The 25,104-nt window shown below is 35.6% G+C and carries 22 protein-coding genes and 1 pseudogene; 20 read left to right on the top strand and 3 right to left on the bottom strand.

The annotated features are described in order from the left end of the window. The first annotated feature begins 9 nt into the window (after window positions 1–9). The 11 genes from H3R29_RS03800 to H3R29_RS03750 all read left to right on the top strand — a co-directional run bounded on the left by H3R29_RS03800 (window position 10) and on the right by H3R29_RS03750 (window position 13,090). Window positions 10–372: a ribosome-binding factor A gene (locus tag H3R29_RS03800; RefSeq protein ID WP_046324992.1), complete on the top strand. Its 363-nt coding sequence runs from the start codon at window positions 10–12 to the stop codon at window positions 370–372. Window positions 373–418: 46 nt separating this feature from the next. Then, window positions 419–1,312: a tRNA pseudouridine(55) synthase TruB gene (truB, locus tag H3R29_RS03795; protein WP_198202177.1), complete on the top strand. Its 894-nt coding sequence runs from the start codon at window positions 419–421 to the stop codon at window positions 1,310–1,312. An 18-nt stretch (window positions 1,313–1,330) separates the two neighbouring features. Beyond that, on the top strand, window positions 1,331–2,263 hold the full coding sequence (ribF, locus tag H3R29_RS03790) for a riboflavin biosynthesis protein RibF (protein ID WP_198202178.1): 933 nt from the start codon (window positions 1,331–1,333) through the stop codon (window positions 2,261–2,263). A 135-nt stretch (window positions 2,264–2,398) separates the two neighbouring features. Then, the gene (gene hrcA, locus H3R29_RS03785; RefSeq protein WP_046324989.1) at window positions 2,399–3,448 is read left to right on the top strand and encodes a heat-inducible transcriptional repressor HrcA; all 1,050 of its coding nucleotides are present in this window, start codon (window positions 2,399–2,401) and stop codon (window positions 3,446–3,448) included. A gap of 12 nt (window positions 3,449–3,460) precedes the next feature. After that, window positions 3,461–4,054: a nucleotide exchange factor GrpE gene (gene grpE, locus H3R29_RS03780; RefSeq protein WP_046324988.1), complete on the top strand. Its 594-nt coding sequence runs from the start codon at window positions 3,461–3,463 to the stop codon at window positions 4,052–4,054. 18 nt (window positions 4,055–4,072) lie between these two features. Then, a complete protein-coding gene (gene dnaK / locus H3R29_RS03775; RefSeq protein WP_046324987.1) occupies window positions 4,073–5,929 on the top strand; it encodes a molecular chaperone DnaK in 1,857 nt (618 codons plus the stop codon). An 80-nt stretch (window positions 5,930–6,009) separates the two neighbouring features. Next, window positions 6,010–7,152 (top strand): molecular chaperone DnaJ, encoded by a 1,143-nt coding sequence (gene dnaJ / locus H3R29_RS03770; RefSeq protein ID WP_198202179.1) that lies wholly within the window; start codon window positions 6,010–6,012, stop codon window positions 7,150–7,152. 370 nt (window positions 7,153–7,522) lie between these two features. Continuing rightward, a complete protein-coding gene (gene lepA / locus H3R29_RS03765; protein ID WP_198202180.1) occupies window positions 7,523–9,361 on the top strand; it encodes a translation elongation factor 4 in 1,839 nt (612 codons plus the stop codon). Window positions 9,362–9,392: 31 nt separating this feature from the next. Continuing rightward, window positions 9,393–11,669, top strand: a complete 2,277-nt coding sequence (gene recJ, locus H3R29_RS03760; RefSeq protein WP_198202197.1) for a single-stranded-DNA-specific exonuclease RecJ — start codon at window positions 9,393–9,395, stop codon at window positions 11,667–11,669. A 100-nt stretch (window positions 11,670–11,769) separates the two neighbouring features. Beyond that, a complete protein-coding gene (locus H3R29_RS03755; RefSeq protein ID WP_046324984.1) occupies window positions 11,770–12,297 on the top strand; it encodes an adenine phosphoribosyltransferase in 528 nt (175 codons plus the stop codon). A gap of 274 nt (window positions 12,298–12,571) precedes the next feature. Next, window positions 12,572–13,090, top strand: coding sequence for a GNAT family N-acetyltransferase (locus tag H3R29_RS03750; protein WP_198202181.1), 519 nt, complete (start codon window positions 12,572–12,574; stop codon window positions 13,088–13,090). Window positions 13,091–13,189: 99 nt separating this feature from the next. On the opposite strand, the gene H3R29_RS03745 is transcribed toward H3R29_RS03750, so the two are convergent. Next, the gene (locus H3R29_RS03745) at window positions 13,190–15,463 is read right to left on the bottom strand and encodes an HAD-IC family P-type ATPase (RefSeq protein WP_198202182.1); all 2,274 of its coding nucleotides are present in this window, start codon (window positions 15,461–15,463) and stop codon (window positions 13,190–13,192) included. A gap of 590 nt (window positions 15,464–16,053) precedes the next feature. On the opposite strand from H3R29_RS03745, the gene H3R29_RS03740 reads away from it, so the two are divergent. Beyond that, on the top strand, window positions 16,054–16,389 hold the full coding sequence (locus H3R29_RS03740) for a hypothetical protein (protein WP_122026145.1): 336 nt from the start codon (window positions 16,054–16,056) through the stop codon (window positions 16,387–16,389). Between the two features lie 70 nt (window positions 16,390–16,459). Here the strand turns inward: H3R29_RS03740 and eno are convergent, their stop codons facing one another. After that, the gene (gene eno, locus H3R29_RS03735; RefSeq protein ID WP_046324981.1) at window positions 16,460–17,746 is read right to left on the bottom strand and encodes a phosphopyruvate hydratase; all 1,287 of its coding nucleotides are present in this window, start codon (window positions 17,744–17,746) and stop codon (window positions 16,460–16,462) included. A 243-nt stretch (window positions 17,747–17,989) separates the two neighbouring features. Here eno and H3R29_RS03730 point away from each other — a divergent pair, with 243 nt between their 5' ends. Then, window positions 17,990–18,820, top strand: a complete 831-nt coding sequence (locus tag H3R29_RS03730; RefSeq protein ID WP_198202183.1) for a DegV family protein — start codon at window positions 17,990–17,992, stop codon at window positions 18,818–18,820. Window positions 18,821–18,917: 97 nt separating this feature from the next. Here the strand turns inward: H3R29_RS03730 and H3R29_RS03725 are convergent, their stop codons facing one another. Beyond that, window positions 18,918–19,493, bottom strand: coding sequence for a phosphatase PAP2 family protein (locus H3R29_RS03725; protein ID WP_370448802.1), 576 nt, complete (start codon window positions 19,491–19,493; stop codon window positions 18,918–18,920). 245 nt (window positions 19,494–19,738) lie between these two features. Here H3R29_RS03725 and H3R29_RS03720 point away from each other — a divergent pair, with 245 nt between their 5' ends. The 7 genes and pseudogenes from H3R29_RS03720 to H3R29_RS03690 all read left to right on the top strand — a co-directional run bounded on the left by H3R29_RS03720 (window position 19,739) and on the right by H3R29_RS03690 (window position 24,886). Beyond that, window positions 19,739–20,659, top strand: coding sequence for a hypothetical protein (locus H3R29_RS03720; RefSeq protein WP_198202184.1), 921 nt, complete (start codon window positions 19,739–19,741; stop codon window positions 20,657–20,659). Window positions 20,660–21,320: 661 nt separating this feature from the next. Next, window positions 21,321–21,488: pseudogene (locus H3R29_RS09240) on the top strand (phage portal protein); the annotation flags it as partial. Window positions 21,489–22,069: 581 nt separating this feature from the next. Next, window positions 22,070–22,297, top strand: a complete 228-nt coding sequence (locus tag H3R29_RS03710; RefSeq protein WP_198202185.1) for a hypothetical protein — start codon at window positions 22,070–22,072, stop codon at window positions 22,295–22,297. A gap of 57 nt (window positions 22,298–22,354) precedes the next feature. After that, a complete protein-coding gene (locus tag H3R29_RS03705; RefSeq protein WP_198202186.1) occupies window positions 22,355–22,588 on the top strand; it encodes a hypothetical protein in 234 nt (77 codons plus the stop codon). 44 nt (window positions 22,589–22,632) lie between these two features. Next, complete coding sequence (locus H3R29_RS03700) at window positions 22,633–22,827, top strand: hypothetical protein (RefSeq protein ID WP_198202187.1); 195 nt, start codon at window positions 22,633–22,635, stop codon at window positions 22,825–22,827. Between the two features lie 102 nt (window positions 22,828–22,929). Further along, window positions 22,930–23,112, top strand: coding sequence for a hypothetical protein (locus tag H3R29_RS03695; RefSeq protein ID WP_232352213.1), 183 nt, complete (start codon window positions 22,930–22,932; stop codon window positions 23,110–23,112). A 1,483-nt stretch (window positions 23,113–24,595) separates the two neighbouring features. Further along, on the top strand, window positions 24,596–24,886 hold the full coding sequence (locus H3R29_RS03690; protein WP_198202188.1) for a hypothetical protein: 291 nt from the start codon (window positions 24,596–24,598) through the stop codon (window positions 24,884–24,886). The last annotated feature ends 218 nt before the right edge of the window (window positions 24,887–25,104 follow it).

Raw genomic sequence — 25,104 nt, 5'->3', positions numbered from 1 at the left:
GAGGAAAGCATGAAACACAGAATTGGTCGTGTTGAAGGAGAAATCCTCCGTGAATTAACGAAAATTTTGCGCAAAAATATTCGTGATCCACGTGTTAATGACGTTACAATCACAGCTGTTGAGTGTACTAATGATCTCTCATATGCTACTGTTTACTACAGTATTCTTTCAGAAGATGCTAAAAAGGAAGAAGAGGCTGCAGCTGGTTTAAATAAGGCAAAGGGCATGATGCGGCATTTGTTGGGTCAGGTCTTAACTGTCTACAAAGTTCCTGAATTAATATTTAAACGAGATAATTCAGTTAAATACGGTAGCAAAATTGATCGGTTAATTGCTGAAGTTAAAAAGCAGGATGAAAATAGAAATAATTAATAAAAGCGCTGTTAGGCGCTTTTTTCATGGTTAAGGTACGGGAAAAATGTTAAATGGTATATTGGTGATAGACAAAGAAAAAGGCATGACGAGTGCTGATGTTGTCTATCAATTACGCAAAGTCTTGCACATTAAGAAAATAGGTCATGCTGGTACTCTTGATCCTGATGTTACAGGTGTTTTACCAGTCGCAATAGGACAGGCTACTAAACTAATTGAGTTAATGCATACTCAAAATAAAAGATATATTGGCCAGGGAATACTTGGTTTTGCCACTGATAGTTGCGATATTAGCGGCAAAATAACAGCTAGCAAAAAGATCACGAATAAAGTCAAATCAACTGAGATAAAAGATGCAATGCAAGAATTTGTGGGACAAATTGAACAGGTGCCGCCGATCTATTCTGCTGTGAGGGTTAACGGTAGGCATTTATATGAATATGCACGAGCTGGCATTGAGGTAGAACGACCTAAAAGGCAAGTTAAAATTTTTGCTTATAATCTTGTAAATGAACCTATCTTTGATAAAGAAAAAGGTCAAGAAATGTTTGACTTTGAAATTGAATGTAGTAAAGGAACCTACGTTCGTTCTTTAATAAATGATTTAGGTACCCAACTGAAAATACCAGCAGTAATGAAAAGTTTGCGCCGCACATCTAGTTCAGGTTTTGATATTAGTCAGTCTGTAAAACTTTCTGAAATTACCGAAGATCCTAAATTAATTGATCAAATTATTCAACCAATTGATTCTTTTTTTAGAAATTACGTGCAAATGGATCTTGATGATAAATTATGGTCTAAAGTTAAAAATGGTGCAGCTATTTCTTTGAAAACGAATGCAAAAAAGGTGGCATTACGTTACAATAATAAAGTTAAGGCAATATATCGCAAAGATGGTACCATTTATCGCCCTTATTTAATGCTTTTACAAAATGAATAGGTGAATGAAGGTCTTATTATGGAAATTATCCATTTAACATACCCTTTTAAGGAAAACATAATTCCCCAAAATATAATTCTTGCTTTAGGTTTCTTCGATGGGGTTCATCGCGGACATCAAGAATTAATCAAAATCGCAAAAGAAAAAGCAAAGCAAAGACATTTACCACTAGTAGTAATGACGTTTGATCGTCATCCAAAAGAAGTTTATCAAAATAAAAAAGTTACATACATTGATACTCTTCCAGAAAAAGCATACAAGATGCAGAAACTTAAAGTTGACTATTTGTTGGTGATGCACTTTAATGAAGCTTTTAGTAAACTAACTGCACAGGAATTTGTTGATAATATTATAGTAAAATTACATGCTGACACTGTAGTTGCTGGCTTTGACTACACATATGGCCCTAAAGACACGGCTAATATGAAAAATTTCCCTAAGTTTGCTAAGGGAAGGTTCAATATAATTAATGTCCCTAAGCAGTCTTATGATGGTCAAAAAATTGGTTCTACGGAAATCAAGAAGGCGATAACTAGCGGAAATATGGAATTAGCTGCTAAGTTGTTAGGTTTTCCCTATGTTATGTCAGGCTATGTTGGTCACGGTTTGCGCAATGGTCATAAACTCGGTTTTCCTACAGCTAATTTGGTTTGGAGTGATGACAAGGCTGTTCCTAAAATTGGGGTATATGCGACTAAAACTAAGATTTGTGGTAAGTGGTATGACTCAATGACAAGTGTAGGCTATAATGTGACTATCAACCAGGGGAAAAAGCTTTATATTGAGTCAAACTTATTTGGTTTTGATCAGGAAGCCTATGATGAGGAAATGGTAATTAAATGGTATAAGTATACCCGTGGTGAAATTAAATTTGCCAATTTAAAAGAGCTAACACAACAAATGAGTCAAGACGAGGCTGAAATTAAAAATTATTTTGCTGCGATGAATTAATTAATGATACTGAAAAAATGATTGACGTTTTTTAAGAAAAAAGTTAGCACTCAACTTGACATTCTGCTAAAAGCTAGTATCATATAAATTGTTAGCACCTAATCAGATTGAGTGCTAAAAGTGAGGGCGATATTTATGTTGACCGAACGTCAAGAATTAATTTTAAAAACAATTATCAATGATTTTACGCAGACACATGATCCTGTTGGGTCCAAAACTGTTATGAATCAACTGCCTATTAAGGTTTCAAGTGCTACTATTCGTAACGAAATGGCTGTTTTAGAAGATAAGGGTTTGATTGAGAAAACTCATTTGTCTAGTGGCCGCGTGCCTTCAACTGAAGGCTACCGCTACTATCTTGACAATTTAGTTGAACCTTTACAAATTTCATCTTCTGTATACAAGCGAATCATTAGTCAGCTTGATCAACCATTTCATCAGGTTAACGATATCGTACAGGCAGCTGTCAAAATTTTATCGGATCTAACCAATTACACAGCATTTGCGGAAGGTCCTGAAAATAGTGAATTAACTATTACTGGTTTTCGTATCGTGCCATTGTTTAACAGACAGATTATGGCTGTCTTAGGAACTAGTGACGGTGACGTTCATGACCAGGTTTATACTTTACCTTATAATGTTAATGGTGATGAAATTGAACAGGCTGTGCGCATGATTAACGATCAGCTGGTGGGCAAAACTTTAGATCAAGTTACTCCAGACTATCTTAAAAAGACTTTGGGCAATAAACTTAAAGTTGCTCATGTCTCTGAACTGATTAATTTGGTCGAGGATGTTATTAACGATGCTGCCAGTGAGCAAACCTATGTTGATGGTCAGATTAACTTGCTTAACAACATTTCTCTGGACGATATTTCAAACTTAAGATCGCTCTATGAAATGATTGAGCATAATGATTTGATTTCCAGTATTTTGGATAATAGGCAAAATTTGAAAAGCGACAGGTATCCGGTTCGAGTTAGTTTAGGATCCGAATTATCAAATGATTTGTTAAAGGATTACAGTCTGCTTACGGCAGAGTACAGCGTTGGCTCTCATGGAAAGGGCATAATTGCTTTACTTGGCCCTGATAATATGCCGTATTCTCAGGTGATTGGATTACTCGAGTATTTCAGAAACGAACTATCTAAAAAATTACTTGATTATTATGGTAGATTCAAATAAAGGAGGTTAGCCGTGAGTAAAGAAGAAAATAATAGTAAAAACTCAAAAAAAGAGCCAAAAAAAGATGAGCATAAAAAGTCAAAGACAGAAGTAGAAAATTCTAAGACTAAGGCTAACGAAGAAAAGAAACCAGAGTCTTTGGAAAGTAAATTGCAGCGTAATTTGACTCAATTGCAAAAAGAAAAAGACGATCTGGAAGATAAGTATTTGCGCAGTCAAGCTGAGATGCAAAATATGCAAAATCGCTACAATAAAGAAAGAGCGCAGCTTATCAAATATGAGTCTCAATCCTTAGCTAAAGATGTTTTGCCAGCGATGGATAATTTAGAAAGAGCTTTAGCTACTAAAGTCGATGACGAAGCATCAAAACAGCTTAAAAAAGGTGTACAGATGACACTTGATTCACTGGTTAAAGCGATGAAAGATCACGGTATCAGTGAAATTATAGCTGAAGGTGTCAAATTTGATCCCAATTTACACCAAGCTGTTCAAACCGTTGCAGCTGAAAATGATGATCAAAAAGATCATGTTGTACGAGTTTTACAAAAGGGATACTTGTACAAAGATCGTACTTTAAGACCAGCTATGGTTGTTGTAGCACAATAATTGAAAGGAAGCATATCAATGTCAAAAGTTATCGGAATTGACCTCGGAACTACTAACTCAGCAGTTGCCGTTTTGGAGGGTAAAGAACCCAAAATTATTACTAACCCAGAAGGAAATCGCACTACCCCTTCAGTAGTTGCCTTTAAAGATGGAGAAATCCAAGTTGGTGAAGTTGCTAAGAGACAAGCAATTACCAATCCTAATACTATTTCTTCTATTAAACGTCACATGGGTGAAACTGATTACAAGGTTAAAATTGGTGATAAAGCTTATACACCACAGGAAATTTCAGCAATGATCTTGCAGTACATCAAGAAATTCTCTGAAGATTATTTAGGCGAGAAAGTAACTGATGCTGTTATTACCGTACCTGCATACTTTAATGATGCTCAACGCCAAGCTACCAAAGATGCTGGTAAAATAGCTGGTTTAGATGTTAAGAGAATTATTAATGAACCTACTGCATCTTCACTTGCTTATGGTTTGGACAAAGACGCAGAAGATGAAAAAGTCTTAGTTTACGACCTTGGTGGTGGTACTTTCGATGTTTCCGTACTGCAGTTAGGTGATGGCGTCTTTCAAGTATTGTCAACTAATGGTGATACCCACCTTGGTGGTGATGATTTTGATAATAAGATTATTGATTGGCTGATTAAGAATTTTAAAGATGAAAATGGTGTCGACCTTTCAAAAGATAAGATGGCTTTGCAAAGATTAAAGGATGCTGCCGAAAAGGCGAAGAAAGATTTGTCTGGTGTGTCAGCAACCCATATTTCACTGCCGTTTATTTCTGCAGGTGAATCTGGCCCATTGCACCTTGAAGCCGATTTAACTCGGGCAAAATTCGATGAATTAACTTCTGACTTAGTTGAAAAGACCAAGATCCCATTTGATAATGCTTTAAAAGACGCTGATTTAACAGTTAATGACATTGACAAGGTGATTTTAAATGGTGGTTCTACCCGAATTCCTGCTGTACAGGATGCAGTTAAGAAGTGGGCTGGTAAAGAACCTGATCACTCAATTAACCCAGACGAAGCTGTTGCTTTAGGTGCTGCTATTCAAGGTGGTGTCATTTCAGGTGACGTTAAGGATGTTGTCTTACTTGATGTAACTCCATTATCACTTGGTATTGAAACAATGGGTGGTGTATTTACCAAACTTATTGAAAAGAATACAACTATTCCAACCTCAAAGAGCCAAATTTTCTCAACTGCTGCAGATAATCAACCAGCTGTTGACGTTCACGTTTTGCAAGGTGAACGCCCAATGGCAGCCGATGATAAGACTTTAGGACGGTTTGAATTAACTGATATTCCTGCAGCTCCTCGTGGTGTACCACAAATTCAAGTTACTTTTGATATTGACAAGAACGGTATCGTTAATGTTTCTGCTAAGGATATGGGAACTGGTAAAGAACAAAAGATTACTATCAAGAGTTCATCCGGCTTATCTGATGAAGAAATTAAGAAGATGCAAAAAGAAGCTGAAGAACATGCGGAAGAGGATAAGAAGAAGAAAGAAGAAGTCGACTTACGTAATGAAGTTGATCAATTAATCTTCTCCACTGAAAAGACCTTGAAAGATGTCAAAGGCAAAGTCTCTGATGATGATACTAAGAAAGTTCAAGATGCACTTGATGCTTTAAAGAAAGCTCAAAAAGACAACAATTTGGATGAAATGAAAGCTAAGAAGGATGAATTATCCAAGGTTGCACAAGACTTAGCAGTCAAATTGTACCAAGCTAATGGTGGAGCTCAAGGTGCACAAGGACAAGCTGGACCTCAAGCCGGACCACAAAATCCTGGTTCACAAGATGGTAATAATGGTTCTGCAGGTGAAGGTGAATTTCATAAGGTAGACCCAGATAAGTAAAGGGTTTATAATTGAATAAATTAGAAAAGAACTGCCAGGAAAAGTAGTTCTTTTCTTTTGTAAGGTTAAGGAGCTTATAGATGGCACAAGAAGATTATTATGAAGTGCTGGGAGTAGATCGCAATGCCAGTGATAAAGAAATTACCTCTGCTTATCGCAAACTTGCCAAGAAGTATCACCCCGATTTAAACCATGAGCCTGGTGCTGAGGAAAAATATAAAAAGGTTAACGAAGCCTATGAAGTATTACATGACAAGCAAAAAAGAGCCCAATATGATCAATTTGGTTCTGCCGGAGTCAATGGTCAAGGAGGTTTCGGTGGTGCTGGTCAAGGATACGGTGACTTTGGTGGCTTCGGTGATTTTGGCGATATATTTAATGATTTCTTCGGTGGTGCCAATGGTGAGAGTCAACATCATGTAAATCCCACGGCGCCAACTCGCGGTGAAGACTTAGATTATACGTTGTCTATTGATTTTATGGATGCAATTACGGGTAAGAAAACACAAGTTTCGTATACTCGGAGTGAAACCTGCCCAACTTGTGGGGGCAATGGTGCTGAAAAAGGCACACATCCTATAACTTGTGATAAATGTCATGGCTCAGGCTATATGACCATAACTCAAAAATCTCTGATAGGTGTGATTCGACAGCAAGCTGTTTGTGACAAGTGCCATGGAAAAGGTGTAATTATTGAACATCCTTGTCAGACTTGTCATGGTAATGGCGTAATTGACGGTAAGAATACCATTGAAGTCAATATTCCCGCTGGAATAGATAATGGTCAGCAATTGCGTTATGAAGGTCAAGGCGAAGCTGGTAAAAATGGTGGTCCTTACGGTGATTTGTACATCAATTATCGGATTAAACCATCAAAGGAATTTGAGCGTAAAGGTACAACTATCTATACGACCGTTCCAATTTCATTTGCTCAGGCAACGTTAGGCGATGAGATTAATGTTAAAACAGTACATGGCGAAAAGAAGCTAAAGATTCCTGCAGGCACTCAACCAAATAAGGAATTTACCATACACGGTGAAGGTGTTCCGTATTTGCGTGGCAACGGTAACGGCGATCAGATTACCACCGTTCAAGTTCAAATTCCAAAATCAATTAATGAGAAGCAAAAACAGGCTCTAATTGATTTTGTCAAAGCAGGTGGTGGGTCAATAACACCGCAAGAAAAAGGTTTTTTTGAAAGACTAAAAGAAAAATTACAGTGATAATCAAGTTATCATGACTTAACTGATTAGATCTTTTTGATAAAAAGAAAAGAAAAATTGCAATGTTAGAATGTCCTAAGGGTTATAAATATTGGAATAAAAATGATACCGGGATAACTATATCGGCGGATGCACCTCAATGGACAAAAAAAGAATTTTACAAGTATATGGAACTTTTTGCAAAAAATGGAAAACCTGATAAACACGGTATAGTCAAGTATTATTAACATTTTTGACAATTTGAATAAGAGCTGATTCCTAAAATATCAAGGAATTAGCTCTTTAATTTTGGCATGTTTCTTATTTAGTTTTATACAGTCTGTTGAATTTGCTATAATAATAAAGATAGAGTAAAGGGTGCAAATTATTTATGGATATAAAAAAATTACAAGATTATCAAAAACACATTCGCAACTTTTCCATTGTTGCTCATATTGATCATGGAAAATCAACGATTGCGGACCGTATTTTAGAGTTGACCGATACAGTATCTGAACGCCAATTAAAAAATCAGATGTTAGACGATATGCCGCTTGAGCGCCAACGCGGTATTACCATTAAGATGAACTCGGTTGAAATTAAATATCATGCTCAAGATGGCGAAGACTACATTTTTCATCTAATTGATACACCAGGACACGTGGATTTTTCATACGAAGTTTCACGTTCTTTAGCCGCGTGTGAAGGTGCGCTCTTAGTAGTCGACGCTTCGCAAGGCGTACAAGCCCAAACTTTGGCAAATACTTACTTGGCAATTGATGATGATTTAGAAATATTGCCTGTAATAAACAAGATCGATTTGCCTTCGGCTAACCCAGAGCAAGCTAAAGAAGAAATTATAGAAATGCTGGGACTTGATGCATCCGACGCTGTTGAAGTTTCTGGTAAAACTGGTCAGGGCATTAAGGAGTTGCTTGAACGAATCGTAAAAGACATTCCGGCACCGCAGGGTAATTTGCAAAACCCACTTAAAGCATTAATTTTTGATTCAAAATATGATGACTATCGCGGGGTAGTTCTCTCTGTCAGGATTGAAGAAGGTACGGTTAAACCTGGCGATAAAATAAAAATCATGAATACGGGTAAAGAGTATGAAGTAACTGAAGTGGGAGTTTCTAGTCCACATCCGGTTAAAAAGGATATTCTGATTGCTGGGGATGTTGGTTACCTAACGGCTAACATCAAGTCCGTTCGTGAAACTCGTGTTGGTGATACAATTACTGCAGCGGAACATCCCACAGCTGAGCCATTACCTGGGTATCGGCAAATACCACCAATGGTTTATTCAGGTATGTATCCCGTAGACAACTCTAAATATGATGATCTTAAAGAAGCTTTGCAAAAATTGCAGCTCAATGATGCTGCTCTAGAATTTGAACCTGAAACTTCAACCGCTTTAGGCTTTGGCTTTAGGTGCGGCTTTTTAGGTTTACTCCACATGGATGTGGTGCAGGAAAGACTTGAACAGGAATTTGACCTAGACTTGATTATGACTGCCCCTTCTGTTGATTATCATGCAATTATGAATGATGGTTCCACAAAAGTAATTGATAATCCTTCTGATTTACCGTCTGCAGGTGAATATAAGGAAGTGCAGGAACCTTTTGTTAAAGCAGAAGTAATGGTGCCGAATGATTTTGTCGGTCCTGTGATGGAATTATGTCAACGCAAACGGGGCGAGTTTGTGACAATGGACTATTTAGACAAATATCGGGTTAACGTAATTTACAATATGCCATTAGCCGAAATTATTTATGACTTTTTTGATGATTTGAAGTCTTCTACTAAGGGTTATGCTTCTCTTGATTACGAAATTACGGGTTACCGCGCAACAGATTTAGTTAAAATTGATATTCTGTTGAATAAGCAAGTTGTTGATGCTTTAAGTTTCATAGCCCACCGGGATGAAGCACAAAATAGAGCAAGACAAATGACCTCGATGCTTAAGAAATTAATTCCGCGGCAAAACTTTGAGGTTGATATTCAGGGAGCAATTGGTGCTAAAATAATTTCGCGTGCCACTGTTAAGCCATACCGCAAGGATGTTACTTGGAAAATTCACACGGGAGACCCTGATAGAAGAGCTAAATTACTAGAAAAGCAAAAGAGGGGTAAAAAGCGGATGAAGGCTGTAGGGCATGTTGAAATTCCTCAAGATGCTTTTATGGCAGTTTTAAAAATGAATGATGATGATTTAAATTCAAAATAGTAGGAAAATAAAAAGGCTGAATTAATTAATGATTGAATGGCGTGAGCGCAAGGGTGAAAAATTAGCTCCAGAATTGATTGAAAAGTATCAGCTTAGTCCGCTTACGGCTAAGCTGCTTTCTTTGCGCGGAATAAATACTGACGCAAAACTTGCATTTTGGTTTAATGCAACTGAAGACGATTTAGCAGACCCGTACTTAATGCACGATATGCAAAAAGCTGTTACAAGGATTAACCAGGCAATTGATGCAGGTGAAAAAATTACTATTTATGGTGATTATGACGCAGATGGTATTACTGCCACCAGTATCATGATGGAGACGCTGGGAATTTTAGGAGCCGATGTTCATTTCTTCATTCCTGATCGCTTTAAAGATGGCTACGGTCCCAATCTTGATGCCTACAAGAAAATTGCGGCAGACGGTACGAAACTAATCATTACTGTTGATAATGGTGTTACAGGGGTTGAAGAAGTAGACTATGCTAAAAGTATGGGCATTGATACAATAATTACTGATCACCATAACTTTCAAGATAAAGTGCCTGAAAGTTATGCCCTAGTTCATTGTAATTACCCCGGACAAAAATATCCGTTTGATGACTATTGCGGGGCAGGTGTTGCCTATACAATTAGCCGAGCCTTGATGCAAGATTCAATGCCAGAATTACTGGAGCTGGCAATGATTGGTACAATCGGCGACATGGTTAAAGTCTCAGGAGAAGGCCACATTCTCGTCAAGCGGGGTCTTAAAATGCTCAACGTAACTGAGCGACCAGGTTTGAGAGCTCTAATAAAAAAAGCTGGCTTGCAAATGGGACACATAGATGAAACAGATGTTGGTTTTAATATTGCACCAAGACTGAATGCGGTTGGCAGACTGGATAATGCCAGTTTAGCTGTAGACCTTCTCTTGTGTGAAACTGATGATGAGGCAGAAAAGATTGCAGATAAAATTGAAGAATTAAACGCTAAACGTAAAAATTTAACTAGTAAAGTTTACAATTCCTGTCTCAATCAAATTAAAAATAACAGCTGGGAAAGAAAGAAAACCTTAGTTTTATATAATCCTAAGTTTCATGAAGGCGTTTTAGGATTAGTCGCCAATAAACTGGTAGAAAAAACTCACAAACCAACTATAGTATTGACTAAAAATGACAAGGGAATCATAAAAGGTTCTGGGAGATCAGTTGACGGTTTTAATCTTTTTAATGCATTAGAACCTTTGAAAGATAAACTGTTTCTCAAATTTGGCGGTCATGACTTTGCCTGTGGTCTGTCAATGACAGAAGACAAGATAACTTCATTGCGTGCCACTTTCGAGAAAAGTTTTAAAGGAATTTATAATCAAAATATTCGCTATTATGATTGTGAATTATCCTTTTCTAATCTTGACTTGAAAATAATTACTGACATTAAAAAGGCTGGTCCTTTTGGCAGCGATAATGTGGCTCCTGTTTTCAGCATATTGCATCCCGCAATAAATAGCTGCTTTTACATGGGAAAAGAAAAAAACCATATTAAGTTAAATATTGGAAAAAATAATAAGAATATTGATGTTGTCGGCTTTAACAAAAAATATTTGACCAAGATCCTCTTACCATATGTAGATCAAATATTTATTGAGCTGCAGGAAAATTGTTATCGTAATCAGATAAAACTACAAGGAATAATCAAGGGCATTATTTTTGCTGCGCCAAAATTAGCAGTTCCTGCACCTGTTATTGATTTGCGGAATGAAAAATACATAATGGGATTTGCCGATAGGTATTTGATTTTTGATAAAAGAAATAAAAATATTGCTTCTAGCCTGTATGATATTGATCCAGCTAAAATTACTTTGGTAAATGATTATAACAATGAGGGTGAAGTAGCTGCTTTTCTTGATGCTCCCCGTAATCTGCAGGAACTTAATTTAGCTTTAACTAATAATTACGACCAACTTTATTTGCGCTTTATTATGGATCAATTGCCTGTTAAGCAGCTACCGCTAAAAGCTGATTTTGTGAGGCTGCTGAAATACGTGTATTCTCACCCTGGTTTGGCTGTAGCCGATTATCGTGCGGTAGGTTTATTTTTACAAATCACTTATGATAAGATTCTTTTCATTTTGCGGGTGTTTTTTGAACTAAAATTTGTCAAATTAGAAGATGATAGAATATTTGGCGTTGCCAATCCCATAAAAAGAAGATTAACAGATTCTAATTATTTTAGGGCAACTAATTCCCAAATTAAATTTATAACTGATTTAAGACAGATGCCAAGTCAAAAATTACTAATGTACGTGAATGAGCAATTAAAACAACATTAATTTCTCACGGATTTAATGCTTTTAAGTTCAAAATCTGTTAGAATATTAAGGTCGAGTAAGCTTTAGCAAGAAAGTTAAGTTTTGGAGGTTTTTTCTTCTTATGGCAAACGATTTTGAGAAACATATTGCAAGTGTTAAGGATTTCCCTAATAAGGGTATTATCTTTCGTGACATTACCCCTGTTCTGCAGGATGGCAAGTTGTTTCAAGCAGCTACTCATAAGTTAGCTGAATACGTTAAAAGTAAAAATGCTGATGTAATTGTTGGTCCGGAGGCCCGTGGCTTTATTGTTGGTTGCCCTGTGGCTACAGAGTTGGGTATTGGTTTTGTTCCAGCTAGAAAGCCGCATAAATTACCGCGGGAAGTCGAAAGGGCTTCATATGATCTGGAATACGGTTCAAACAGCTTGGAAATTCATAAAGATGCTATTAAACCTGGTCAGCGTGTAGTAGTCTGTGATGATTTACTTGCTACTGCAGGAACTTTAAGGGCATGTAAAGAGCTAATTGAAAATCTTGGTGGAGAACTAGTGGGTTCAGCTTTTTATATTGAATTACCAGATTTGAAGGGAAAAGAAAAATTACCAGGACTTGACGTATTTTCACTCGTTAAATATCATGGTGCTTAAAATCACCAAAAGCTAGCAATTTATGGTGAATTCATGAATTACAATTAAATACTGCTTTTATCTCAAGTGCTCTTAATAGTTAGACCATAAAGTCAACTATTAGGGGCACTTTTTTCATGACTAAAATAAATTGCTGACGCAAAACTTAAAATTTAAGGAAAGCGATTTCTGAAAAATGAAAACTTTTATACTCTTTTTGAGTGCAAATTTTTTACAAGACAAAGTCAAGTATATATAATGATACAGTATTTTTAAAAAAGGAGAATAGAGTAATTTGCAATTAAGAAGAGCAACAATGGCCGATTTTGACCGAATTATCGCTATTTTAAAAGATGGAGCCAATCAGCTGGCTGAACGTGGTGTTGATCAGTGGCAAGGAGATTATCCGTCAAAAGCACAAATTAAAGAAGATATTGAAAACGGCTGGGCCTTTTTGGCTGTTTCTGAAGACCAGGAAACAGTTGGTGCTATTGCCATAGTGGACGGACCAGACCATGTTTATGATCATTTAGATGGCAAATGGTTGGCTGATACTAATAAATATGTGGTTATTCATCGTGTGGCAATTCATTCTCAGCATTCTGGTAAAGGCTATGCTACCAAGCTGTTACAGGCTGTTATCAATGATATTAAAAACAACAGGGACGATATTGACTCAATCAGAATTGATACTCACGAAGACAATAAAGCCATGCAACATTTGATTGCAAAGATGGGTTTTTCTAAAGTTGGTTATTTGCATGGCGCTTACCGTCTTAACGAAACCTCATATGTTTATGAACTACTTAAATAAAAGAAAAAATTGTTATCAAATATCACAATAGCAATCTATTCAAAACTAAAAACCTGGTGATGGAGTTTTTTCATTACCAGGTTTTTAAAAATTATTTAATTAGCGATTTTTCATAATTGGTTGGTAAAAGAGATCAATCAGTATGGCAGCCACTAGGGCAACAGCGAAAGTGAGTAGCAAATTCGTCCAGCTAATTTTCGTCATAGCAATTCCTAATAAAGCTAAAACGACAGTTAAGAGAACATCACCTAATTGGGTTAAGCCAACAGCTTTAGAAGGGTAATCTTGCCAGAAATACTTTTTAGTTCTGGTGATCAGGACAATAAACATTGCACTTAGAACTAAATAGACATAGACCATTGTTGATATGGTGCCATGGCTCCAGCCATGAGTATTAAGATAAGCAATACCTGCTATTCCAATTACCGTCCAGCCGAAAGCTAATGAAAAGGCAATCTTAGCCAATTTTGCCATATTCCAATTTTCAGGTTTATATGTGATATGGGTTCTGTCGGTACCGATCATCATCGTCACCATATTATTCATAATAGTATAAATAACCATTGCGTTTAAGGCCATTGGAATATAGTTGAAGAATAAATAGCCAAAGGTCAATAGCATGGTTAGTTGAGCAGTTCTGGCCAGCTTGGTTAATGACCAAGTCGTCATTCTTTGGTAAACTCTGTGTCCGGCATCAAGTATCTTAACTATTGAAGATAAACCGTCATTTAAAAGAACCATTTTGCCTGATCTTTTTGCAACATCTGCCGCATTCGAAACGGCAATTCCAACCTCTGCTTGTTTTAAGGCTGGCGAGTCATTTACACCGTCACCCGTCATCCCCACAATATAGCCTTGCTTTTGAAAGAATTTAACCATGCGCAATTTATCTTCTGGTAAAACATCTGCAATTCCAGCTAGTTTACTAGTATCAGTTTGATCAGTAAAATCATGAATAGAAATTACCTCACCTTGCAAGTCAACCTGTTTAGCAACTGCAACGGCCGTTTTTTGGTTATCGCCAGTTAACATAATCGGTTTCACTCCACGTTTTTTGAGTTCACCTAAGGCTTCTTTAGAATCAGATCTCACCATATCTTGCAAGATGAAAACACCGGCTAATTTATCATCAATTAATAAAGCGACTGAACGACCGGCACTAAAATCAACTTCCTTAGCTTTTTCGTTTGCATTATTGTCAATTAATGAAAGTTGTTTAAAAGAGCCGAGTTTAATATTATGACCGTTGTAATTTGCCATTGAATAGCCTGTACTAGAGGTAAAAGGAGTAAAGTCAGAACCTGATTTGACGGTTAAACCCTGCTTTTTTATGTATTCATCAATCGCAGTGTCTATCAATTTTTTATTTCTTTGATCTGTAGCTGCTGAAGCCAGTTCTAAAGCCTCATTATCACTAAATGAGCTGAAATTTGTCCATTGACCAACTGCTGTTTTATTTTCGGTAATGGTGCCAGTTTTATCAAGTAAAATCAGATTTAGGTTTGCGGCATCTTGAATTCCAGTTAAATCTGAAGTTAATACGCCTTCTTTACTTAGACGAGTAGCTTCAAATGAATTGGAAAGTGCAAACGTAGAGGGCATTGCCACTGGAATGGAAGCTATAAACATCATTGCCAAAAATGGCAGCATATTAATGAGATTATTAATGTCTCCTCCTTTGAAGAAAGAAGCAATGATAATTATTAAAGTTAAAATACCGTCAAGAATACACAAATAGTAAATGATTTTAGTAAGTAATTGTTGCAAATGACCCGGAGCAGCGGAATTATTAATTAAATTAATTGTTTTACCAGACCGTGAATTAGCTCCGGTAGCCGTAACAACTGCAAGGCCGTTGCCTTCCGTAACAGTAGTTCCCGCGTAGGCTGTATCTTGGGGATTTTTGCGGACGGTTCTGGCTTCACCAGTAATTGAACTCTCATCGGTAGAAATTTGGCCATCAATTAGTTTTACATCTGCTGCTAAAACATCTCCAGCTTGCATACTGATTAAATCTCCTGGGACTAAATATTTAGAGTCAATATTTTGCCATTGACCGTCCCTTTGAACAGAAATAGTAGGGGTCAGTTTGTGTGAAATATTATTTAAAACGCGTCTAGACTGCTTTTTCTTGGAAGCCCCGTTCCAAGCAGCGAAAAGAAGCATTAAAAGAACAAACAGAGATTGTATCCATTTGCCCAAAATACACTCCAAAAGTAGAGCAGCTTCGAGAATCCAGGCTGATAAATTCCACAACTTGGACAAAAACTCTTTAAAAAAATTGAACTGGGGTTCCGGTACCTCATTTAAGCCATTTTTTTGCAAAAGTTTATCTGCTTGGGCCTGAGTTAAACCAGTGATTTTTTCCGACATAATTTTACTTCCTTAGTTTTAATACTTTAATTAAAGTAGCATAAAAAGACCGCTTTTGCTATAAATTTATACCCAATTTTGTTTTAAAAAATCCCAAAATAGTGTACACTAGGTATAGTAGTGTATTAGTACACTTCTCTTAAACAATTATAATTATTCCAAAGTCTGTCGGATGTATGCAGTTATACCTAATTTAATCAGGTGAGTCCCATGTCCTTTAAAAAGATACTTTTAGTTTCATTGCTAACAATTACAGCTTTCTTTTGTTTTCTTTTTTATTCATAATGAAATTTTGGATTACTTTAACCCTGCGCTTCCGGATACCAAAAGTTATGCTCAAGGACCGCAAAATGTTCAACAATATTATAACTTGCAAGCATACGATTCAAACTGGAAGTTAAGCATCCCTATAAAATAAATAGGGTAGGAGGATACGATCCTAGTTTGGGATAGATAAAAATTGATCATAGAGGCCAGTATGTTAAGGAAATTCAATATGTTTCTAAAAAAATTTTCAAAAGTTGTAAATAAATAGAAGTTCTAAAAATCGAACCAAAAGTATAGGTTTAGGCAAGCAGAAAGGAAATACCATGTTTGAAAAAATGTTAGTACCAATATATGTTTGTTTTTTAATTATCACTAACCAAATTCCTTTAAACCATAATTCATGGACTGATAGAGCAGATCCCACAATTGACGAAGCTATAAGTTATGCGAAAGTTCCGGGTAATACTCAAGAGTATCTAAATGTTCAAGCAATAGATCCAGAAACTGGTAAAAAATTGCCATATAAAATAAAGAGAGTGGGTGGTTATGAACCAGGTAGGCAATATATAAGGATTGACCACAAAGGTCAGTATGTCAGAAAAATTGACTACATTTCAAAAACCACTTACCTAAAAGCAATTAAACAAGGTAATGAGTAACCACTTTGTTATCAGCTTAAAAAGGCACAAAAAAAGTCTGCAATTATTGCAGACTTTTTGAATTGATAAATTAATCTTTATCAACGCTGTCTGGGAAAGTAGCTAAACGCTCGCCTTCGCCAAGTTCTTCTTCGATTTCAAGTAAACGGTTGTACTTTTCAACACGCTCTGAACGAGCTGGAGCACCAGTCTTCAATTGACCACCGTTAACGGCAACGGCAAAGTCAGCGATAAATGTGTCACCAGTTTCACCTGAACGGTGAGAAATCATAGTGTTGTAACCATTCTTACGTGAAAGACGAATAGTTTCCAAAGTTTCGGTAACAGTACCAATTTGGTTTAACTTAATCAATGAAGCGTTACCGGCACCTTCCTTAATAGCTTTAGTCAAAAGCTTAGGATTAGTACAAATGAAGTCATCCAAAACAATTTGAATTCTGTCTTTGTGGCTTTGGGTAAATTTAATCATGCCGTCAACATCATTTTCATCGTATGGGTCTTCAATTGAGATTAATTCTGGGAATTCGTCAAGTAACTTATCATAGTATTGAGCTAATTCTTCATCGTTAAATACTTTACCTTCGAAGTGGTACTTGCCGTCTTCTTTGTTGTAGAAGTAAGAAGCAGCACAGTCACAAGCTATGGCAATGTCTTCACCAGGCTTGTAACCAGCCTTAACGATAGCGTCGTGTAAAGCTTGTAAAGCTTCTTCAGAGTTCTTCATGTTAGGAGCAAAACCACCTTCATCACCAAGGCCAGTTTCGTAACCCATATCTTCAAGAACTTTCTTTAAAGTGTGGTAAGTGTTAACGATCTTTTCAAAACCATCACGGAATGAAGTCTTCTTAACTGGAGTGATCATGAATTCTTGCACGTCAATACCGTTGTCAGCATGCTCACCACCGTTAATAACGTTGTGGAAAGTTTGAGGCATTTCAAGATCAGTGCCGCCAAGGTATCTGTATAAAGGTTGGTGGCTGTCTTTTGCGGCAGCAGCTGCAGTAGCCATAGATACACCTAAAATGGCGTTAGCACCAAGCTTGGCTTTGTTAGGGGTACCATCTAATTCAATCATTACGCGGTCAATGTTTGCCTGATCGTGTGGATCCAAACCCTTTAAAGCATCAGCAATTTTAGTATTTACGTTTTCAACGGCTTGGGAAACACCTTTGCCGCCTACACGGCTGCCACCATCACGTAATTCAACTGCTTCATTTTCACCAGTTGAAGCACCTGATGGAACCTCAGCTTTACCAACGACACCATTTGATAAGGTTACAAAAGCCTCAACAGTTGGGTTACCACGTGAATCATAGATTTCCAGTGCATGAACATTTTCAATGACTGATTTTAACATCTAAAAACCTCCTAAATAATAAATGCTGTACTATTTTGTGTAAGTACATACATTAGTGGAGCATAAGCTCCATATCTACATCACAAATTTTAGCCTAAGTTTGTGATTATGTAAACATTTGTAAACGATTTCTAATGTTAAAAAATATTAAAAATATTTTTGTCGCTTTTTTTGCAGGTTTGATTTATTATTTAGCTATATATTTTTTAAAAAGGATAGTTTATTTCTATAAGGACATAAAATATGGATAAAGTAAAGTTAATAATCGACTCTGGTTCAAACGACAGAATGAATGATGATTTAATTGTCGTACCATTAACAATGACGATTGCCGGACAAGATTTTGTCGATGACGAAAATCTTGATATTGATAATTTTATTGCTAGTATGGAAAAGAACACTGAAGAAGGCAAAACATCTTGCCCTAGTATTAATCAATGGCTAAATGCTTTAAAGGGATCAGAATTAGCGATCATTATGACGATTACTAGTGGTTTGAGCGGAAGCTTCTCCTCTGCATTTCAGGCAAAACAAATTTATGAAAAAGATCATCCAGGAAGTCATGTGCTTGTAGTTGATTCCAGAACGGCCGGACCAGAAATTTCTGTTATTTTGCGGGAAATTGAAAGGTTAGTTAATAGTAAGACCCGTTTCGTAGACTTAGAGCAAAAAATTTCAGATTACAAGACACATACACATTTACTTGTTGTATTAAAGTCGCTCCATAACTTAGCCCTAAATGGCCGAATAAACATGGCTGTTGCCAAAGTAGCAAAAGTTTTAAATATTGATGTGGTTGGCACCGCCAGTGATGAAGGTAAATTAGAGCCATTATCAAAAGTTAGAGGAATAAAGCGTGCTTTTAAAGAAATTCTGAAATTAATGGCCGAAATGAAATACCAAGGAGGCCGTTTAATCATAGATCATTGTAGAAATGAAAAAGATGCCCAAACGTTAAAAGAAAAAATTTTAGCAAGTTACCCTCAAGCAGAAATAGTAATTCGTTCAATGAGAGGGCTTTGTACCTTTTATGCCGAAGAGGGAAGTTTAATGATAGGCTTTGATGATTTATGATTTTTCAATAGCAGATAGTCTGCTTTTCTTCTGTATAAGATAAAAATAATTTTGTATGCAAAAAACAGCTCTAACTTTTTTAGTTGAGAGCTGTTTTTTAAATAATCATTAGTAATAATTGTTGCGAAATGCTAAAACAGAATACTGCAAGCGATGTTGCTCCGATAATGTCCGATGGGAAATGGGCTTTAAGACTGATACGGGAAATGACCACCATGAGCCAAATTATCAGCAAAACCCACAGCAAGCTGTTTCCTAGTTGGCCTGCAAAGAGGTGCCAGATAATTAAAGCCATGACAGTACTTCCTAAAACATGTCCACTAGGGAAACTATAACCGTCTTCTAAATCTGAATGCAGAATTGGACGTTTTCTGCGCATCCATTTTTTTAAAAAGATCCCAATCAAATCGGTAAAGCCTAATGTAAATAAGGCCCAGAAGGCAAGTAAATTTTCATTATTACTAATTAAAAAACTTGCTAAAAATACATCCAAAACAACCAGCAGCTTAGGATCGTTAATAAATGCAATTATTTGCCAGCCAATGCCATCACGTCTTCTAATCAGTTTGTGGTGCAGCCAGTGATCGAATAGATTGAAACGCCGTGAATTTCTGACATTAAAGATAAGTAGTATTAGTATTAGAGCAGATAATAAAGATATCCAAAAATTAATATTCAAAACACATCCCTACCTATAATTTATATTCGCTTGTATTTTAACAGCAACGGGGCAAAGCATAAAAATTAAAATCTACTCTTGAGTAAAACTTAAGAATTGTAATTTAAAGGAGATTCAGAATTATAACTTTCGCTAAGATAAGTTCTGGCAAGGTAATTATTTTTAAAATAAAGCTTGACTTTAATTAAAACCAACTTAAAATTATTCTTATCAAGTTAGGGCGTAATTTAGGAGGAAAAATGAGTAAAAATCACACTTCTAAGCAAGAGACTGTGGGTGAAGCTATACGTGATATTGCTCGCCATGAACATAACTTTGCTTTAGCTGATAATTCTACGAATCATATTGGTGATCTCGTTATTTATGGCATCCTTTATCTTTTTACAATTTTATTTTCTATTATTTGGTTTGACTGGCTATTTGTATTGTTAGCTATTGTTGCAATCATTAGCGTAATTCGTTACCAAAACTTCTTGCGACACAAGGTTAATTTCCAAAAGATGACATCGTTTTTCGTAAATACTAGTTTGATATCAACTGGAGTGAGGTCTTTTGTAATAGGAAACGCACCATTACTAGCTCTCAGTATGCATACTCAGGGAAGATTTAATTTCTTTATTTCTTTGCTAGTTGGCCTATTTACGGCTTTGATTGGAATAACTTGTCAGTATCATTACCTAACTAATCATCAAGTCATTGACAGGCAAAAGGAATCACTAGGAAAGACCTGCAAAAATGCTGTTGACTTTAGTGTTAATAGTTGCAAAAAGGGTTATGTTAGCCACGGCTTTTTCTTTGATATTGCATGTGGCTTTGCGCTTTTGGCAAATCATTTTTCATATAAAGAATTCATCTTAGTTAAATTTGAAGCTTGGCAATTTGTTCTAATTACTATTTTAATAATATTGGGTACAGTTCTATTTCAAAGGTTTTTACACAATAAAGTTGTTACAAATAATATAAGTAAAGGCTTTAAGTGGGGTACTTTATTAATGACGGCTGCGCGCGGCTATCTGATAGCCATTGTACCATGGGTTGCAGTGTGTCTGTTCAAGGGCAATTCAATCAATTGGTTAGAAGCAAACTTGTTAGGAGCATTGGTAGCAATAGTTGGAACTCGATTGCAATATAAATATTTACATAATGTCAGAGTCTTTTAATTATAAGATTAATTTTGGATAATTTTAACAGTTGTGACGCTGATACAAAGAGAAGCCAGTAAAAGTAATTTCTTTCACTGGCTTTTTTTAATACCGAAAACAGATTTGGTTATAAAGCTTGATTCTATTCATTTGCTCTTTTTCAGAAGGATTTCTTATAGAATGTCAAGTATCAAAAAGAATAAAAAATGGGTATACTAAAGGTATTTCAAAAGTCGCCCTTTGAGAGTTAAATATTTATTTAACAGATAACGCTTATTGGCATACAGCTTATTGATAATGCTGCTTTTTTTCTATATTCATTAAAGTCTTTTGAAAATGCTGGTTCATCTTTATAGTTGTATTTCAACGAACTTAATTTGTTAATAAGCATTTTGCGTTGCAGACTATCTCTATTCAATATTAGAAGAGCTAAAAAGCTGAGTATAAATCATTTTTTCTGATGAAGAAGAGTCAGTTGATTCAAGAATTTTGTGACCCAAATAAAGTTCTAAACTTTTTCTAGTGGGAACAGTAAAATGTTTCTGATTTTCATTCACTTTGTAAAGATAAATGGTGATACGTGGGCAGCGTTGTTTCTAAAAAAGATAGTATTTGTGTTTTTGAATAAAAACAAAATAATGTTGAATCAAAAACTAAAGATGAGGGTACTGAAAAAGAAAGTAAGAACCCGCCCAGACCAGTAGATAACAGAATCAGTTCTAACTTTCACCAGTTGTTAGTTGACCAAGATGCAAGCTATCTGACCACTGAACCGCCAGCGATTGACGTTGACGACGATAAGCTTAATCAGCAAAACAAAATACGCTGGGTGACAACTTTGGCTTAAGGTTGAATGAGCTAGTTATAGATGCGACTAATGCCAGTATAGTATGGCTACATTACTGAATAGATGAAAAAAGATAATTTAGGTAAGCAATTGTACCACCTGATCAAATAACCCCGATATATTCTACTGATCTAAACTGTAGACTCATTGCATTGAGGCGATCGTACAAAGAATTAAACCTAGACACAGCGAAGTATCACTAGGTGCATAAATATGGGAAGCGGCAAACAGTTACAGCCTTTAAATCAAGAAATTAGCAATTTCAATATTTACCAACACTAAAAGCGCATACGTGTGAAGAATGCGCTCATTTAGATGAAAAAGTCTTTGACTTAAAAGATAAAGTTGAAGGTTTGAATAACCCCTTAATACATCCATATTATAGATGTACGACAATGCTATTGCTTGATAGCTCTGAAAGATGGGCACATAACCCTGAAACGGGCAAGGGTGAATATGTTGGAAACATGTCCTTTGAGCAATGAAACAAACAAATTGAAATTAGATGTATTAAAGAAAAAGAACAAAACCGTATTAATAAATACGAAGAAGTTGTTCCTTCTATAAAAGAAGCGCATAACATGTCGACTAAAGGTAAGCCATTATCAGTGATTGGTAGATTAAGTAACGATAAGCTAGTTGAGTATAGGTATTATGATGAAACAGGCTATGTTGACAAAGATTTAGACTTAACAGACCATGGCAATAAAAAAATGCATAATGTCGTACCACATGTACGCTTTTGGGTAAAACAATTTGATAAAACCCGTGGTAAAATAAGATTATATAGAAGAACTGTAGACCATTAACTGAAAACTAAATTGAGAACTTAAGGAGGTGGCACAATAATAAGCAAAATTAAGAGTTTGGCTCAGTTTAGGGATTTAATTGAAACAGGATACGAAATAGAGTTCACTTTAAATAATCGGCATTGGTTATTGGAACCTGACCCAAATGCACCTGACTTTTCTGAGAGACGTGAACTAGGCAGTGGCGACTATATTAAAAAGTTCAAAAATATTAATGAAGTATTGAACTTTGAAATTGATGGTAAAAAATTATCAGAACTATATCCTAAAATGGATAATGTTCAATGGTAACTATAGATTCAATTAATCAGGTAGCATATATAGGTCCAAATAAAATGACTTTAGTACAGATTTTAGGTAATTTTCGTGCTAGAAATGTAACTTTTACTTTAAAAGGTGGAACTAAACGTACAATTTTTGTTAATGAGATAGAAGACGAGTCAGATGATCAACCTGAAACGTTATTTATGGCAGATGACCCTAAAGATGATGTATGGATTTCAGATGTGGTCAGTGCTACAGCTTTATAGCAAGTAAACTATAAGCCAGTAAAGAAGTAGGGCAAAATTGAAAAAAGTGAAAAAAAAGCAATTAATGTCTTAAAAAATGCATTTAATACTAAAGAACTCTATATGTATACATTCACTATTCAAGATTATTTTGCAGATGAAACGGATCAACTGGCAATAGATAATCCTAAAATGGAAGATTATTTAAATGATGTTATTCCTGAGTTTACGGAAGCATACGATGAGACAAAAAAATGGCTAAATGATTTGAAAAAAATCATTAAAAAAGCAGAATTATTGGCATAAGTTTGAGTTTCACAGGACATATGCAGAATGAAAAATTTAGATACAATAGATAAGTTGATAAATATTCTTGGGTGCTCGGTTGCTTTTTACGTTAGCAACTTTTTTATCAAGTTTATGTCTTTGCTTTGTAGGAGGTATACTTCCATATAGCTTTTTAAAGAATACACATTATCTTGATATTTATGATAAATATCAAGATAATATTCTAATAGTTCTTATTATGACTTTTTTTTTCTGATTGTGCAAAGTGGAATAATATTTTAAAAATGGTATGTTGATAATACGACATTAAATAAATGGAAAAATCAATATGAATATGGTGGTAACAGTCGACAAATCGAAATAAAAATTGGACTAATTGAACAGGAAAAACAAGGCTTAGCAAAGTTTCTTTCATTTTGGTCTTATAAGATTAATGATAAATTACGAAAAAGCTTAAAATTAATGATTATGATAAGGAAAATATTGCAAACCTTTATTAAGCTTTTAGTAAATTACCTAAATATCAATCGAACAAGCCATTGCACCGTTCACTAAACTTTTGGAACGAAGAAGAACTGACTGATTTTTTTAAAAAAAGCCAGGTGCAATATTAGTAGAACCCAGTTACATTTCTGCAAGAAAAGCAATCTACGATAAAAATGATAACGTTCAAATTATTATTAGAAATAGCAAAAATGGCGTTGATTTATCAGATTATGGATTAGCAGAAGAAAAGGAGGTACTATTTGGACGTAACAGAAAATTCAAAATTCTAAAAGGTTATACCAAAGGTGAACAAATAATATTGGAGGTTGATGAAATTGAATAAGAAAGAGCCTATTCAGACCTGCGCTGGCACTTACCTAGTGGTGGCAAGGTAATTGGAAGAGACCATCCGGAGACTGAGGAAGAAAAAAAGCAGACAAAAGAACTAATCGAGTTTGCTAGGAACCTACCTAAATCAGCTTTTGATAATGAACACCACAAAAAATTGAGAGAGCAAATAAGAGCGGCAAACAAAAAATATGGTTTGCCAGAAGACAAAAATTTATAACTCGAAGTTAAAGCAGCAATTAAGCTGCTTTTTTGTGCCCCCAAGCATGGCGTAAAAAGGCTTATTTTTTATACCTTGAATGTGGTCGCCCCACGTAAAAAGAAGTGAGAGAGGAAACAAATAAATGAAACGTGAAGAACTAAAAAAATTAAATTTAACAGATGAACAAATTGACAAAGTAATGAGCCTACATGGCGCCGATGTTGAAAACTAAAAGTCCAAGATTGACGAACTGAATAAGACTAACGAGTCTTTGCAGTCGCAGATTGCAGAGCGTGACAAGGATTTAAAAACACGCAAAAAGCAATTAGAAGACAACGGCGCACAATCACTGATATTCAGGCTAACTATAGTAATGATTAGGATTCATATGAATTAAAAAATGAATGTTATTGGAGAACGCTAGTAGATCCATTTGATGTAGACGAATCTAATTATGTTGTTTCAATGGCAAACAATAGCCGTCAATTTAACCTTGACGAAAAAATACCCGAAATGGACAATTACATGTTTAGTAAACTATTTTTAGGAAACCAAACTAAAGATAGTGGCAAAGGTATTACAACTAATACGTTGAACGAGAAGAAGATTTTAGCTGCCTTTTACGTTATGATAGTCGATTTTGACAACAGCCAATTTGAAGAGTTTGCCAAGCATGTTAATGCCCAGGTATCTGTTGGTAAACTTAAAATGAAGTTAAGAAGAATGCTAAAAATGTTTTGGAAACATATAAGCTAAAGGCGTAAGTCTGAACACAGGTTAAAACTGGTAATTTAAGACGAAGTTGGATACTAAAAGGCACTTTTTATCGGGTTCAGATATCGCTATGGAGAAATTTAAAAATATATCAAATAAGCCACTCAGATTAATTTTGAAGCTAACCCCTAAAACTGGACGTTAGTTTTATATCGTTTTACTTAAGGCTTGATTCCGATATTGAATCGGAGTTAAGCCTT

It is taken from the genome of Lactobacillus sp. M0393 (assembly GCF_016102025.1).
Classification (GTDB): Bacteria; Bacillota; Bacilli; order Lactobacillales; family Lactobacillaceae; genus Lactobacillus; species Lactobacillus melliventris.
This window is presented reverse-complemented; position numbering and strand designations above follow the sequence as displayed.

What these genes read in the sequence shown, in the direction of transcription:
- H3R29_RS03800 (WP_046324992.1), top strand. Translation starts at nt 10, where the DNA reads ATGAAACACAGAATTGGTCGTGTTGAAGGAGAAATCCTCCGTGAATTA.
- truB (WP_198202177.1), top strand. Translation starts at nt 419, where the DNA reads ATGTTAAATGGTATATTGGTGATAGACAAAGAAAAAGGCATGACGAGT.
- ribF (WP_198202178.1), top strand. Translation starts at nt 1,331, where the DNA reads ATGGAAATTATCCATTTAACATACCCTTTTAAGGAAAACATAATTCCC.
- hrcA (WP_046324989.1), top strand. Translation starts at nt 2,399, where the DNA reads ATGTTGACCGAACGTCAAGAATTAATTTTAAAAACAATTATCAATGAT.
- dnaK (WP_046324987.1), top strand. Translation starts at nt 4,073, where the DNA reads ATGTCAAAAGTTATCGGAATTGACCTCGGAACTACTAACTCAGCAGTT.
- dnaJ (WP_198202179.1), top strand. Translation starts at nt 6,010, where the DNA reads ATGGCACAAGAAGATTATTATGAAGTGCTGGGAGTAGATCGCAATGCC.
- lepA (WP_198202180.1), top strand. Translation starts at nt 7,523, where the DNA reads ATGGATATAAAAAAATTACAAGATTATCAAAAACACATTCGCAACTTT.
- H3R29_RS03755 (WP_046324984.1), top strand. Translation starts at nt 11,770, where the DNA reads ATGGCAAACGATTTTGAGAAACATATTGCAAGTGTTAAGGATTTCCCT.
- H3R29_RS03745 (WP_198202182.1), bottom strand. Translation starts at nt 15,463, where the DNA reads ATGTCGGAAAAAATCACTGGTTTAACTCAGGCCCAAGCAGATAAACTT.
- H3R29_RS03740 (WP_122026145.1), top strand. Translation starts at nt 16,054, where the DNA reads ATGTTTGAAAAAATGTTAGTACCAATATATGTTTGTTTTTTAATTATC.
- eno (WP_046324981.1), bottom strand. Translation starts at nt 17,746, where the DNA reads ATGTTAAAATCAGTCATTGAAAATGTTCATGCACTGGAAATCTATGAT.
- H3R29_RS03730 (WP_198202183.1), top strand. Translation starts at nt 17,990, where the DNA reads ATGGATAAAGTAAAGTTAATAATCGACTCTGGTTCAAACGACAGAATG.
- H3R29_RS03720 (WP_198202184.1), top strand. Translation starts at nt 19,739, where the DNA reads ATGAGTAAAAATCACACTTCTAAGCAAGAGACTGTGGGTGAAGCTATA.
- H3R29_RS03710 (WP_198202185.1), top strand. Translation starts at nt 22,070, where the DNA reads ATGTCGACTAAAGGTAAGCCATTATCAGTGATTGGTAGATTAAGTAAC.
- H3R29_RS03700 (WP_198202187.1), top strand. Translation starts at nt 22,633, where the DNA reads ATGACTTTAGTACAGATTTTAGGTAATTTTCGTGCTAGAAATGTAACT.
- H3R29_RS03695 (WP_232352213.1), top strand. Translation starts at nt 22,930, where the DNA reads ATGTATACATTCACTATTCAAGATTATTTTGCAGATGAAACGGATCAA.
- H3R29_RS03690 (WP_198202188.1), top strand. Translation starts at nt 24,596, where the DNA reads ATGGCAAACAATAGCCGTCAATTTAACCTTGACGAAAAAATACCCGAA.